11 protein-coding genes are annotated in these 12,534 nt (G+C 73.1%); 8 read left to right on the forward strand and 3 right to left on the reverse strand.

Features of this window, described 5'->3' with window-relative positions; all coding sequences use genetic code 11:
* Positions 1–4: 4 nt before the first annotated feature.
* A complete protein-coding gene (locus ACIQM4_RS13345) occupies positions 5–1,318 on the forward strand; it encodes a GNAT family N-acetyltransferase (protein WP_401590337.1) in 1,314 nt (437 codons plus the stop codon).
* Positions 1,319–1,405: 87 nt separating this feature from the next.
* Here ACIQM4_RS13345 and ACIQM4_RS13350 read toward each other — a convergent pair whose 3' ends face one another.
* Positions 1,406–1,591: a hypothetical protein gene (locus tag ACIQM4_RS13350; protein ID WP_401590340.1), complete on the reverse strand. Its 186-nt coding sequence runs from the start codon at positions 1,589–1,591 to the stop codon at positions 1,406–1,408.
* Between the two features lie 265 nt (positions 1,592–1,856).
* On the opposite strand from ACIQM4_RS13350, the gene ACIQM4_RS13355 reads away from it, so the two are divergent.
* Positions 1,857–2,702, forward strand: a complete 846-nt coding sequence (locus ACIQM4_RS13355) for a winged helix-turn-helix domain-containing protein (protein ID WP_401590343.1) — start codon at positions 1,857–1,859, stop codon at positions 2,700–2,702.
* A gap of 86 nt (positions 2,703–2,788) precedes the next feature.
* Here the strand turns inward: ACIQM4_RS13355 and ACIQM4_RS13360 are convergent, their stop codons facing one another.
* Positions 2,789–2,980: a hypothetical protein gene (locus ACIQM4_RS13360; RefSeq protein ID WP_401590346.1), complete on the reverse strand. Its 192-nt coding sequence runs from the start codon at positions 2,978–2,980 to the stop codon at positions 2,789–2,791.
* A 171-nt stretch (positions 2,981–3,151) separates the two neighbouring features.
* On the opposite strand from ACIQM4_RS13360, the gene ACIQM4_RS13365 reads away from it, so the two are divergent.
* The 4 genes from ACIQM4_RS13365 to ACIQM4_RS13380 all read left to right on the forward strand — a co-directional run bounded on the left by ACIQM4_RS13365 (position 3,152) and on the right by ACIQM4_RS13380 (position 8,152).
* Positions 3,152–4,039, forward strand: coding sequence for a winged helix-turn-helix domain-containing protein (locus ACIQM4_RS13365; protein WP_401590348.1), 888 nt, complete (start codon positions 3,152–3,154; stop codon positions 4,037–4,039).
* Positions 4,039–4,779, forward strand: a complete 741-nt coding sequence (locus ACIQM4_RS13370) for an HAD family hydrolase (RefSeq protein ID WP_401590350.1) — start codon at positions 4,039–4,041, stop codon at positions 4,777–4,779. The genes ACIQM4_RS13365 and ACIQM4_RS13370 overlap by 1 nt, the downstream gene beginning before the upstream one ends.
* Before the next feature lie 313 nt (positions 4,780–5,092).
* Positions 5,093–7,402 (forward strand): phosphotransferase, encoded by a 2,310-nt coding sequence (locus ACIQM4_RS13375; RefSeq protein WP_401590353.1) that lies wholly within the window; start codon positions 5,093–5,095, stop codon positions 7,400–7,402.
* A gap of 102 nt (positions 7,403–7,504) precedes the next feature.
* Positions 7,505–8,152, forward strand: coding sequence for a TetR family transcriptional regulator (locus tag ACIQM4_RS13380; RefSeq protein ID WP_401590356.1), 648 nt, complete (start codon positions 7,505–7,507; stop codon positions 8,150–8,152).
* A 176-nt stretch (positions 8,153–8,328) separates the two neighbouring features.
* Here ACIQM4_RS13380 and ACIQM4_RS13385 read toward each other — a convergent pair whose 3' ends face one another.
* Positions 8,329–9,264: a LysR family transcriptional regulator gene (locus ACIQM4_RS13385; RefSeq protein WP_401590358.1), complete on the reverse strand. Its 936-nt coding sequence runs from the start codon at positions 9,262–9,264 to the stop codon at positions 8,329–8,331.
* 100 nt (positions 9,265–9,364) lie between these two features.
* Between ACIQM4_RS13385 and ACIQM4_RS13390 the strand changes: the two genes are divergently transcribed.
* Together ACIQM4_RS13390 and rox are read left to right on the forward strand one after the other, a co-directional pair.
* Entirely contained in the window at positions 9,365–10,900 is a 1,536-nt protein-coding gene (locus ACIQM4_RS13390; RefSeq protein WP_401590361.1) for an MFS transporter, read from the forward strand.
* A 98-nt stretch (positions 10,901–10,998) separates the two neighbouring features.
* Positions 10,999–12,498: a rifampin monooxygenase gene (gene rox, locus ACIQM4_RS13395; protein WP_401590364.1), complete on the forward strand. Its 1,500-nt coding sequence runs from the start codon at positions 10,999–11,001 to the stop codon at positions 12,496–12,498.
* Positions 12,499–12,534 lie beyond the last annotated feature (36 nt).

Genomic DNA, 12,534 nt, shown 5'->3' on the forward strand with positions numbered 1-12,534 from the left:
ACGGATGACAGGTCACGCCGAGCACTCGCACCCGCTTCCCGACCCCACCGGCCCGACAGAGATCCGTTTCGTCGCGGAGGCGGAGTTCGCGGAGTGGGCGCGGGCCAACAACACCGGGTTCCTGCGGGCCCAGCCGTACACCGCCGACGACCTCGCGAAGCGCAGGCCGCGCATCGACCTGTCCCGTACGCGGGGCGCCTTCGAGTCGGGCCGGTGCGTGGCGACGTTCCGCTCGTTCGCGCAGGAACTCACCGTGCCCGGCGGAAGGTCCGTGGCGTCGAGCGCCGTCTCCAGCGTTACCGTGTCGCCCACCCACCGGCGGCGCGGGCTGCTCGGCCGGATGATGCGCGCGGACCTCGCCGAGGCGAAGGAGCGCGGCGAGGTGGTCTCGACACTGATCGCCGCCGAGTACCCGATCTACGGGCGGTACGGCTTCGGGCCCGCGACGAGCACCGCCGAGTGGGAGGTCGACGTGCACCGCACCGGCCTGGACCCGAGGTGGTCAGGCCCGGAGTGCGGCGGGCGGATCGACCTGGTGGACGCGGCTGACCTCCGCAAGAGCGGCCCCGAGCTGTACGAGCGGTTCCGCGCGCACCGGCCGGGGGCGATCGACCGGGGCGCGCTCTGGTGGGAGGCGGAGACGGGGGCCACGCAGTACTCCTTCGACCCGTACCGGCCGGCCTTCTTCGCCGTGTACCGGGCGCCCGCCGGGCGGGGCGGTCAGGTCGAGGGGCTGGTCGGCTACCGCGTGGACGACAACTGGGGCGACGCCAAGCAGCCGCTGAACACGGTGCAGGTGAGCGATCTGATCGCCACCACCCCGGCCGCCGAGCGGGCGCTCTGGCACTTCCTGTGCTCGATCGACTGGGTGTCCAAGGTGCGGAGCGGCTACCGGGCGCCGGACGACCTGCTGCCCGACCTGCTGCCCGACGCGCGGGCGGCGCGGGCGGTGACGGTGGCGGACTGGCTGTGGGTGCGGGTGCTGGATGTCGTACGGGCGCTGGAGGCGCGCACGTACGCCGCCCCCGGTGCGGGCGGCGGGACGGTGGTGCTGGACGTGCGGGACCCGCTGGGGCTGGCCGGGGGCCGGTTCAGGCTGGAGGTGGCCGCGGACGGCGGCGGGTCCTGTGTGCCCACTGCCGAGGAGGCCGATCTCTCCTTGGACGTGAGGGAGTTGGGGGCGCTGTACCTCGGCGGCAGGTCGGCGGTGCGGATGGCGGCGCTGGACCTGGTGACGGAGGGGTGGGCGGGGGCGGCGGCCCGGGTGGACGCACTGTTCAGGACGGCGCGCGAACCGTGGTGCCCGGACGTCTTCTGAGACACCGACCGGCGCGGCGGGTGCGGGTGCGGCCGGCTCCCGCCGCGGGTGCGGGTGTGCGGCCGGACGCCGCGGGGGGCGGGCCCGTCAGCCGACGGCCGACTGGCCGAGGATGACGAGGGCAACGGTTCCGATGCTGAGGCAGGCGGTGTTCTTCGTCTTGACGCCGACGGTGAGGAAGCCCACGGCGGCGACGCCGAGCAGGCCGAACTTGTCCTGGATCATCTCGCCGACGAAGTAGACGGCGAGAGCGAGGAGTGCGACGAGCGGCATGGTGGTCACTCCCTGGTGTCCGAGTGCCCGGTGACGGCCGGGCCGGGGTGAGGTTGGCGAGTCTCGCGCCAACACCCCTGCCGTAGCTCCTGGTTGAGCCATCTGGAGGGAGTTGGTGACCAACTCTGCTGAAGTTGTCCCCATGGCTCAAGAACCTTTAACCAGGTTCGCCAACAACTCCCGTTAGATGGCGTGAAGTTGTAGTGTTCTGGTTGTGAGCACAGCTGGCGCTGCCGTGAACGGTCGGAAAAGGTCGCACCGAGAAGTGGCCGACGCGCTGCGGGCCCGGATCAGGGCCGGGCAGCTGCGGCCGGGCGACCGGATGCCGACGCAGGCCGAGCTCTCCAGGGAGTTCGAGGTGGAGCGGGGCGCGGTCCGTCAGGCGCTCCGCATCCTCCAGGAGGAGCACCTGCTGGTCAATGTGACCAAGGGCTCTCCCGCGACGGTCGCGGACGACGCACCCGCCGCGCTCGCCCCGCACGCGGCGCCGCCGCAGCCGACGATGGTCGCGCTGGCCCCGCGGATCACGGAGGCCTTCCAGGCGGACCACGTGGAGATCGACGCGCTGTGCCTGACGGCCGTCTCGCTCACCCTGGCGTTCGGCGAACCGCTGCGGCTGATCCACGAGGGCCGCATCAAACCGGCCAGGGTGACCGTGCGGGTGCTGCTGCCGAGCCGGGACATCGACCTCGCGTTCCCGACCCCGGTGGCGGACGGCAGCGACGAGAGGCTGCACCGGCGTTGGCTCTCGCAGCGCAACGCCCAGGGCCAGGTGCTGCGGCACAACCTCCGCAATCTGCGCCGTACGCACGGCATCGACGTGGACGTCACCTTCCGCGCGCTGCCGTTCACGCCGCCGGTCAAGCTGTACCTGCTGAACGGCTCGGAGGCGCTGTTCGCGTACTACATGATCACCAGGCAGGAGGAGCAGTTCGACGACCACGAGCTCCTGGAGATGTACGACACGGTGGGCACCCGGTCGATGCTGTTCCCCTTCGACCGGGACGCGGGCGGTGAGCGTGACTCGACGTTCGTGGAGCAGTCGCAGCTGTGGTTCGACGCGATCTGGAACACGATCTCCACGGACCTGACGCTGGCCGCCGAGGCTTAGCCGGTACTGCGGCCGGTACTGCGGCCGGTACGAGGTGGCCCGTACGAGCCGTGACCGGTACGAGCCGTGGCCCGTACCGGCCGGGATTACGCGGCGGTGGGGCCCACGACCTGGAGGACCAGGACGGTGGCGCCCACCCCCGCGCAGGCGGGGCTCTTGGCCTTGGCGCCGATGCCGAGCAGCAGCAGGCCGATGGCGCCGGGGGCCCCGTAGCGCCACTCGACGAACTTCTCGAATCCGATGACGACGGCGGCGGAGAGCAGCAGCAGAGCAGGCATGGGTCCCTCCCTCGGGAGCACTGTCGAAGTGGGCGGCGGGGAGGCGACGCTGCCTCGGCCAGATGTGCCAAGTGGCGACCAACTACAAGGAAGTTGTCCCCACTTGGTCGCGATCCATAAACAACATCCCAACAACTCCCCATAGATGGCTGCTAGTTGTAGCGTTGTGACGTGAGCGACGTGAGCAGTTCAGGGAATGACCGAAAGCGCTCGCACAGGGAGGTGGCCGACACCCTGCGCGACCGCATCCGAAGAGGAGAGATCAAGGCCGGCGAACACATGCCGACGCAGTCCCGGCTGGCCGAGGAGTTCTGTGTGGAGCGCGGCACGGTCCGCCAGGCGCTGCGCATCCTGCACGAGGAGGGCCTGCTGACGGGCGCCACGAGGGGTGCCCCGGCCAGAGTGGCGGCGACGGGCCCGCTGGTGGCGGGCGGGGACCCGGCGGCGGGCCGGCCCCAGCCGACGCTGAGCGCGCTCGGGCCACGGCTGGTGGAGGCGTTCGCCGCGGAGGACATCAGGGTCGACGCCCTCAGCCTGACCGCCGAGTCGCTGATGCTGGCGATGGCGGAGCCGCTGCGGCTGATCCACGAGAACCGCATCGGGCCCAGGAGCGTGACGGTGCGCGTGCTGCTGCCCGCCCGTGACATCGCGCTGGCCTTTCCCAAGGGCGTCGACCCGGGGGAGAGCTCCCTGGTCCACCAGCGCTGGCTCCAGCAGCGCAACGCCCAGGGGCAGGTGCTGCGCCACAACCTGCGCAACCTCCACCGCTCGCACGGCATCGACGTCCAGGTGGCCTTCCGGGCCCTGCCCTTCACCCCGCCGCTGAAGCTGTACGTGCTCAACGCCACCGAGGCCCTCTTCGCCTACTACCGGGTCGCCAAGCGGCAGGAGGAGATCGAGGAGATCAACCTGGAGATGTACGACGCGCTGGGCACGGAGTCGGTCCTGTTCGGCTTCGCCGCGCGGTCGGGCCCGCGCGACAAGGCCTTCGTCGAACAATCAGCACACTGGTTCGACGCGCTATGGAACACCATCTCCTCGGACCTGACACTCTCCTAGTGACTTCCGAAACGACTGACCCCGGGCAGGCGGCCTCCGCGATCGGGCAGACGGTGGGCTCGATCACGGAGGCAACCTGCGTCCTCTTCGACTTCGACGGCCCGGTCTGCGGCCTCTTCGCGGGGCACAGGGCGCATCACATAGCGGACCGGCTGATCGCCCGGCTGGACGGGTGGGGCGTCCAGTTGCCGCTGACCGCCGCCGACCGGCAGGACCCGCAGGCGGTACTGCGCGCGGTGGACGCCGCGCACCCGGACAGCGGCATCGTCCGGGAACTCGAACAGGCGCTCACGGAGGAGGAGCTGCGTGCCACCCGGTCCGCGGCCCCGAGTCCGTACGTCGACGACCTGATACGGGAGTGGTCGGCGCGCGGCGTCCGGCTGGCCATCACCACCAACAACTCGCCCAGGGCCGCCTCGCGTTACCTCGGCGGGCGCGGCCTGACCCCCTGCTTCGGCCACCACATATACGGCCGCACCGAACGGCTGGACCTGCTCAAGCCGCACCCGGACTGCCTCGACCGCGCCCTGCGCGCGCTGGGCGCCGACCCCGCCAGGTCGCTGATGATCGGCGACACCCCGTCCGACCTGTACGCGGCCCAGCGGGCGGGCGTGGCCTTCCTCGGGTACGCGAAGGACGCCCGCAGGGTGACACGGCTGCGGGACGCGGGGGCGCGGGCGGTGGTGGACTCGCTGGCGGACGTGCTGACGCTGGTGACGGCGGGCGGCGCACGGCCCTGAGAGGACCGGTCGAGATCCGGCGGAGAAGCCGTGCGGAAGCGGTCGGGGTGCGGCGGACCGCCGGATGCGGACGAGGCCCGGACCCCGGCCGACCGTCGTCCGTTCCGCCCCCGGCGGGACCTGGCCGTCACCAGGCGTGGAAGTTCCGTACGCGTGTCAGGCGCTCGGCCACCCGTGCCCCTTCCCGTACCTCCGTTTCAGCTCAACGGCCTACACCGTCGGCGGCGGGGGGACAACGTGCCCTCCTCCACCCCTCGCGGACCACTAGCCTGGCCTTCCCCCATGTCAACACCCGATCCGGCGGGAGCGGTCAGTGCACGGTTCGTCAGCGGTCCCGGCGCGGGCCCCGAAACCGGGCCCGCCGAGGCCCGCCTCGGCGGACGTGTACGCGGCTTTCGTCGACGCCGCGACGCGTACGGGCGAGCCGGCCGGCGGGCTGCACCACCGCAACTACGTCGTGCCGCTGAACGAGGCCATGGGACGGCTGGTGGGCCGTCCCGCCGGGACCACCGTCACCGTGCGGCTGGGGGTCGAGGACGCGCTCCCGGTGGTCGTCAGGACCTGGGCGGACGAGACGCAGATCCTCGACGCGTTACGGGGGGTGCTGCCCGACGTGCCGCGCTGCCTGGCCAGGAGCAGCCACGCGACGGTGCTCAGCCACGTGGAGGGGGTGCCGCTCTCCAGCATCTGCCCGAACGGCGAGCCGGTCGGCCCTCCTCTGGTCGAGGCGCTGGTCCGGCAGCTGGCCGAGCTGGCCAAGGTGGGCCGGGAGAAGCTGCCCAGGCTGCCGGCCGACTGGCCGCGCGACGGCCGGAGCCGGCAGTTCCTGCAACACCTCGCGGCCCGCACCGACCGGGACGTACGGCAGCCCAACTGGGCCGTGTTCAGCGGCCTGTTCGCCGCCCTCGGTGTCCCGCGGGACGCGATGGCGGCGTTCGCGGAGCGGGTGCCACCGATGGCGCGGCGCCCGTTCGGCCTGCTGCACACGGATCTGCACCGCGACAACGTGATCGTCTCGCCCGCCACCGCCACCGCACCGCTGCTGACCTTCGTCGACTGGGAACTGGCCTCCTACGGCGACCCGTTGCACGACCTGGCGGTTCACCTGGTGCGGATGAGGTACCCGGCGCAGCAGCTGGACGAGGTCGAGGGAGCCTGGGTGCGGGCGATGCGCGAGGCGGGCGTGGAGGCCGCCGCACACGGCGTGGAGAGCGACCTGCGGCACTACCTCGACTTCGAGCACGCCCAGTCGGTGTACCCGGACGTGATGCGCGCGGCCAGGTCCCTCGGTGGCGGCCGTGAGCCGGTGGGGCTGCGGGAGGCTGCCGGGTCGGTGTGTGCGGCGCTGGCCGCCGCGCGGCGTCCGCTGCGGCTCGGCGCGGTGCCGGACGTCGTCGAGGTCCGGCAGATCCTCAGCCGGTGGCACGCGGCCAGGGCGGGCCGCGGGGGCAGGGCGGTGCACAGGAGCGCCGGCACGGACTGGGTGAGCCCCCGGTTCTCGGCGCAAGAAGTGTCCGAGGCGCTCGACGCGGAGGGCGCCGCCCCCTCGGAGCAGGTCTTCAAGGGCACGGGCCACCTGAGCACCGTCGTGGTGGTGCGGGGGCGGACCGTCGTCGTACGGCGCAGACTGCGCTCGGCCACCCGTCGGGAGCGGTGCCACAACGACGAGTCCGCCGTACTGGCGGTCCTCGGCGGAGCGGGCGGGGTCAGGGCGCCCCGGGTGCTGGCCCTGGGCGAGAGCAGCCCGTCCGACACGTTCGCCGTGCACTCCTTCGCGGGCCCGCCCGGCCGCCCGCCTGAGCATCCGGTCGACGGCCTCTCGCCGCACGAGGCGGACGACCTGGTCGACCAACTGGTCGCGCTGGCGGACGTCGGAGTGGACGGCCGGGGACGGGGCGCGGCGCCGCACGCCGAGCCGGCGCGCGGGACGTTCGCCGAGGTGCCCCCCGGGCGGGCCGGGGAGCCGGTGCTCGCTCCCGTGCTGCCGCCCGGCGGCTTCTACCGCTGGCTCAGCGACCAACTGGTGGACCTGGTCGTCTCACTCCCGCCGGAGTCGCTGCGGGCGGCGAGGGAACTGGGCCTGCCCGGCGCCACCCGGCTCCGGGAGATCCTCAGCCGGCGGACGGTCACACCGCGTCCGCCGGTGCTGCTGCACGGCGACCTCAACCCGTGGAACCTGGTCCGCGGCGAGGCCCCGGGCCAACTCGCCATCATCGACTGGGAGATGGCCGTGGTCGGCGACCCGCTCCACGACCTGGTGCGCCACCTGCACCTGACCCCGCACCGCGGCGAGATCCGCCGGCGGATGCTGGCCCGCTGGTCGCAGGCGCTCGGCAGGCGGGACCCGCGCCTCGTCGAGGGCTGGGCGGGCGACGTCCACACCTACCGCTGGATCGAGCTGGTGCGCTCCGCCTACGTGGACCTGGACCGGCTGGTGACGGGGGCGAGCCTGGACGCGCCGAACGTGCGGCGCGCGGTGGACTCGTACGCGATGACGCTGCGGGCGGCCACGGAGTCGCTGGGACTGGGCCGGGCGCAGGTGCGGAACCCCCAGCTCGCCCTGGTGCTCACCAGGGGCGACGCGCGCCCCGCCGCCCTCACGCGGTCCGGCTCGCCGGTGTGAGCGTGCCGCGTCACTAGGATGGCCGCCCGGGAGAACAGCGGGCAGGCGGAGCGGGGCGTTGGTGCACAAGGGCGCGGGTGCGGACGTGGCGAGGTGTGCGGGATGACCGGGCTGCGGGAGCTGAAGAAGCGGCGGACGTACGAGACGATCTCCGAATCGGCGATCGCGCTCTTCCTGGAGCGCGGTTTCGACGCCGTGTCCGTGGCGGAGGTGGCGGCGGCGGCCGAGGTGTCGAAGCCGACGCTGTTCCGGTACTTCCCGGCCAAGGAGGACCTGGCGCTGCACCGGTTCGCCGACCACGAGGACGAGTGGGCGCGGGTCGTACGCGCGGGGCGGGAGGCCGGGCTCGCGCCGCTCGACGCGCTGGAGCGGCACTTCCTGGCGGGCCTCGCGGCCCGGGACCCGATCACCGGGCTGTGCGACGACGCCCGGGTGCTCGCCTACCAGCGGCTGTTGTACGGGACGCCGAGCCTGGAGGCCCGGCTGTACACCTATCTGCGGCGCTCGGAGGCCGCGCTCGCCCGCGCGCTGGCGGAGGTGTTCGGGGAGGGCATGACCGCCCGGCTCGCCGCGGGGCAGATTGTGGTGGTGCTCCAGACGCTCGCGCTGGAGAACTGGCGCCGGATCGAGGAGGAGGGCGAGGGCGCGGACGAGGTGCACGAGGCGGCGGTGGAGGCGGGGCGGCTCGCCTTCCGGCTGCTCCGCGACGGGCTCGGGGACGCCGACGACGGAGAACACCCCGGGCGGTGAGCCCCGCACGGCTTGCCGGTCCGCGGCGGTGAGTCCCGCACGCTTGCCGGTCCGGGGCGGTGAGCCCCGCACGGCTTGCCGGTCCGCGGATCGCGGCCGCGCCGCACCTCGTCTCCTGACGCGGCGGCAGGTGGAGAGGCTGCCCCTCGACCGCCCGCCGTATCAGAGGCTGCCCCTCAGCCGCCCGCCCTACGGGCCGCCCGAACCTCCCGCTGCACGTGCTCCGTGAACCGTCGCGCCGCCGTGCTCACGGCCTGGCCCCGGGGGAGCAGCAGATCGACCCGGCGCTCCAGGCGCACCGACGTCGTGTTGTCCGTCAACGGCAGCAGCCGCAGCGGAAGATCCGGCAGCGGGAGCAGATCCCGGCCGAGCGACTCGGGGACGAATGCCACCCCCAGGCCGGCCGCGACCAGGTCGCTCACCATCATCCACTCGCTCACCTCGCACACGATCCGCCGTGTCATGCCCGCCTCGGCGAAGAAGGCGTCCGCCAGCAGACGCCCCGTCCACCGGTTGTGGGTCTCCACGAAGCGCTCGCCGTCCAGGAGCGGCAGCGGCACCTCGTCGCGGGCGGCGAGCGGATGGTCCAGGGCGCAGGCCAGTACGTAGGGTTCGGCGGCGAGCGGGACCACGTCGAGCAGGGCGGCCGTCGCGGCCTGGTCCGGGGCGGCGGCCAGTGCGCAGTCCAGCTCGCCCGCCGCGACCATACGGATCATCTCGGACGCGGGCTGCTGCCGTACCTCGATGTCCAGCCCGGGGTGCGCCCGTACGAATCCGGAAAGCCAGGAGGCGAGCGGGACGAGGTGTCTGCTGGCCTGGTAGGCCCCGACGCGGAGCCGGCCGGAGAGGCCGCCGTGCACGTCCCGTACCGCCTGCAACGCGCCGTCGGCGGCGTCCAGGGTGCGTCGCGCGGCGGGCAGCAGAGCCTCGCCCTCGGCGGTGAGGCGGACCGGGCGCGTGCCCCGCACGAACAGCGGCGCGCCGACCCCCTTCTCCAGCGCCCGCACGGACGAGGAGAGACCGGACTGCACGATCAGCTCGCGGGCGGCGGCACGGGTGAAGCTGCGCTCCTCGGCGAGGGCGAGGAAGTGGCGCAGGTGGCGGAGTTCCATGCGGCCATTGTCCCTACTATCTCCAGCAGAGATGGTAGGCATCTCCATCTGGTCCACCGGAGCTGGTAAGGATCGTCTCGGCCGGTCCGTTGGACCAGGCATGAACGCGACACCGCTGACCCAGGAGACCGCCCGCGAGGACGCCTTTCGCCCCGACACCGCACGTGCCTCGGGCGCCAACAGTGACTCCCGGGTCCGTCCGTACGGTGGTCCGCGCCTCCGCCCCGACGCCCGGCCGCGTTCCCGTCCGCGCCTTGTCGTCCCGCCCCGCGTCGGGTTCTGGTTCGTGGCTCTCGCCTTCGCGTCGCTGATGGCGTTCGGCACCGCGCCCACCCCGCTGTGGCCGCTCTACCAGGACCGGGACGGCTTCGGCGCCACCACCGTCACCCTCGCCTTCGCGATCATGGTGGTCGGCGCGGCAGCCGGCTTCCTCGGTCTCGGCCACCTCTCGGACCGTTTCGGCCGCCGCCGGGTCATCGTTCCGGCGCTCCTCGTGGACGTCGTCGCCGCCTCGGTGCTCGCGCTCTCCCCGGCCCTGCCGGTGCTGCTCGCCGCCCGGCTGCTCACCGGTCTCGCCGTCGGCATGATGGCGTCCACGGCGACCGCGTACCTCATGGACCTCTGGCACCAGGCGCACCCCGGACGTCCGCTGTCACCCACCCCGGGGCTGGTCGCCGCCGTCGCCAACCTCGGTGGGCTGGCGGTCGGCCCGCTGCTGGTGGGCGTGCTCGCGCAGTGGTTCGGCGCGCCGCTGGTCACTCCGTACGTCCTGTTCGGCGGCGGCATGCTCGTACTGCTGGCGCTGATCCTGCTCACGCCGGAGACGGTCGACAGGGCGCGGGCGAAGGAGGCCAGGCCCGCCAGGTTCGCGCTGCGGCCCGGGGCGCGGCCGGTGTTCGTGGCCGCGGCGGCCGGGGGATTCTTCGCGTTCGCGGCGAGCGGCATCTTCTCCGCGCTGGGCGCGATCATCGTCCGGCTCGACCTGGGCATCACGTCACCGCTGGTTGCGGGGTTGGCGGCGTTCGCGGTGTTCGGCGCGTCGGCGGGCGCGCAACTGCTGCTCGGGCGGCTGCCGGTGGACCGGCTGCTGAAGCTGGGGGCGGTGCTCTTTCCCGTGGGCCTCGGGCTGACCGCACTGACCCTGTACGTGCCGACGCTCGCGCTCTTCCTGGCGGCGGCGGTGCTGACCGGGTCCGGCTCCGGGCTGCTGTTCAAGGCGAGCGTCGGACAGACGGCGGCAGCCGCGGAGCCGTCGTCCCGGGCGGGCGTGCTGGCCGTCTTCTTCACGACCGCCTATGTCGGGATGGGCGCCCCTTCGGTGCTGTTCGCCGTCGTGGCGGCGCAGTTCGGCAGGCAGCCGGTGATGATCGCGTTCGCGGTGCTGCTGTCGGTGGGTTCGGCCGTGGCGGCGTGGGTCGGGGTACGGGCCGCGAGGAGCACGCGGACCGGGGACGTGACGAGCACGCGGAACGGGGACGCGACGGGCACGCGGAACGGGGACGCGACGGCGGGGCACCTGGAAGTGGAGTATCTGGAGGCCGAGTACCTGGAAGCGGTGCGGCCGGCGGTGTCGGCCGCCGGTGGACCCGTCGAGCCGGCCGGGGCGCGTGAGCCCTCCGCCACTCTCAACGTATAGCTCACCGGGGGGCTTGCGGCAAGGCCCCCGCGGTGCCGCATCATCGTGCCCGTACACAGGCCGGGGCCTGCGGAAACGACATCGAACGGGCTACTTGGATGACTGATGTGATCGTGGTGGGCGGCGGGCCGACCGGCCTGATGCTGACGGCCGAGCTGAGACTGCACGGCGTGCGGGTGGTGGTGCTGGAGAAGCTGACCGAACCCACCAAGGAGGGCCGCGGCCAGGGGCTGCACGCGCGCAGCGTCGAGGTGATGGACCAGCGGGGGCTGCTGGACCGGTTCCTCGCGCAGAGCGAGAAGTTCCAGGCGGGCGGTCTGTTCGGCGGCATCGTGAAGCCGTGGCCCGAACGGCTCGACACCGCGCACCCGTTCGGCGTCGCGAGCCCGCAGCCGGTCACCGAGCGGATCCTCCAGGAGCGCGCGCTGGAGCTGGGGGCGGAGATCCGGCGGGGCTGCGAGGTGGCCACGGTGAGCCAGGACGCCGAAGGGGTGGACGTCGTGCTGACGGACGGCACCCGGCTGCGCTCGCGCTACCTCGTGGGGTGCGACGGAGGCCGCAGCCTGGTGCGCAAGCAGCTCGGCATCGGCTTCCCCGGCCTGCCCGCCACGGTCGAGACGCTGCTCGGTGAGATGGCGCTGACCGAGGACCCGGACACGATCGCCGCCGTGGGCGAGGAGGTCCGCCAGACCCAACTGCGTTTCGGCGCACAGCCGTTGGGGGACGGCGTGTACCGCGTGGTGGTGCCCGCCGACGGAGTCCGCGAGGACCGGGGGACTCCGCCGACCCTCGATGACTTCCAGCAGCAGCTGCGGGCGCTCGCGGGCACCGACTTCGGCGCGCACTCGCCGCGCTGGCTCTCCCGGTTCGGCGACGCCACCCGCCAGGCCGAGCGGTACCGGGAAGGCCGGGTGCTGCTGGCGGGCGACGCGGCCCACATCCACCCGCCGACCGGCGGCCAGGGGCTCAACCTCGGCGTGCAGGACGCGTTCAACCTCGGCTGGAAGCTGGCGGGCGAGGTCAACGGTTGGGCGCCGACAGGTCTGTTGGACACCTACCACGCCGAACGCCACCCGGTGGGCGCGCGGGTGCTGGACAACACCCGGGCCCAGATCACCCTGCTCGGCGCCGACCCGGGCGCGACCGCGCTGCGGGAGCTGTTCTCGAAGCTGATGGACTTCGACGAGGTGAACCGGTACGTGACCGGCATGATCACCGCGGTCGACGTCCGCTACGACATCACCCCGGTTGGCTCCGGCACGGAACCGGGCCACCCACTCCTCGGCGCCCGGCTGCGGGACCTGCAACTCAAGCAGGAGGGGCGCCTGTACGGACTGCTGCACGCCGGCCGCGGCCTCCTCCTCGACCAGGGCGGCCGGCTCTCGGCGGAGGGCTGGGCGGACCGCGTCGACCATGTCGTGGACGTCAGTGAGGAACTGGACGTACCGGCGGTACTGCTGCGCCCGGACGGCCACGTGGCCTGGACCGGCGACGACCAGCGGGAACTCCGGGCCCAGCTGGCCCGGTGGTTCGGCGCGGCATCCGGCGGTCCGGCGAACGGGGCCCGCGACGAGGACGGCCCGGCCGACGTGGCGTAGCGCACTTTTGCAAGCAGGCGCTTGCAAAAGTTAGCA

The organism is Streptomyces sp. NPDC091272 (assembly GCF_044757485.1).
GTDB lineage: Bacteria > Actinomycetota > Actinomycetes > Streptomycetales > Streptomycetaceae > Streptomyces.

What these genes read in the sequence shown, in the direction of transcription:
- ACIQM4_RS13385 (WP_401590358.1), bottom strand. Translation starts at nt 9,264, where the DNA reads ATGGAACTCCGCCACCTGCGCCACTTCCTCGCCCTCGCCGAGGAGCGC.
- ACIQM4_RS13350 (WP_401590340.1), bottom strand. Translation starts at nt 1,591, where the DNA reads ATGCCGCTCGTCGCACTCCTCGCTCTCGCCGTCTACTTCGTCGGCGAG.
- rox (WP_401590364.1), top strand. Translation starts at nt 10,999, where the DNA reads ATGACTGATGTGATCGTGGTGGGCGGCGGGCCGACCGGCCTGATGCTG.
- ACIQM4_RS13345 (WP_401590337.1), top strand. Translation starts at nt 5, where the DNA reads ATGACAGGTCACGCCGAGCACTCGCACCCGCTTCCCGACCCCACCGGC.
- ACIQM4_RS13360 (WP_401590346.1), bottom strand. Translation starts at nt 2,980, where the DNA reads ATGCCTGCTCTGCTGCTGCTCTCCGCCGCCGTCGTCATCGGATTCGAG.
- ACIQM4_RS13380 (WP_401590356.1), top strand. Translation starts at nt 7,505, where the DNA reads ATGACCGGGCTGCGGGAGCTGAAGAAGCGGCGGACGTACGAGACGATC.
- ACIQM4_RS13390 (WP_401590361.1), top strand. Translation starts at nt 9,365, where the DNA reads ATGAACGCGACACCGCTGACCCAGGAGACCGCCCGCGAGGACGCCTTT.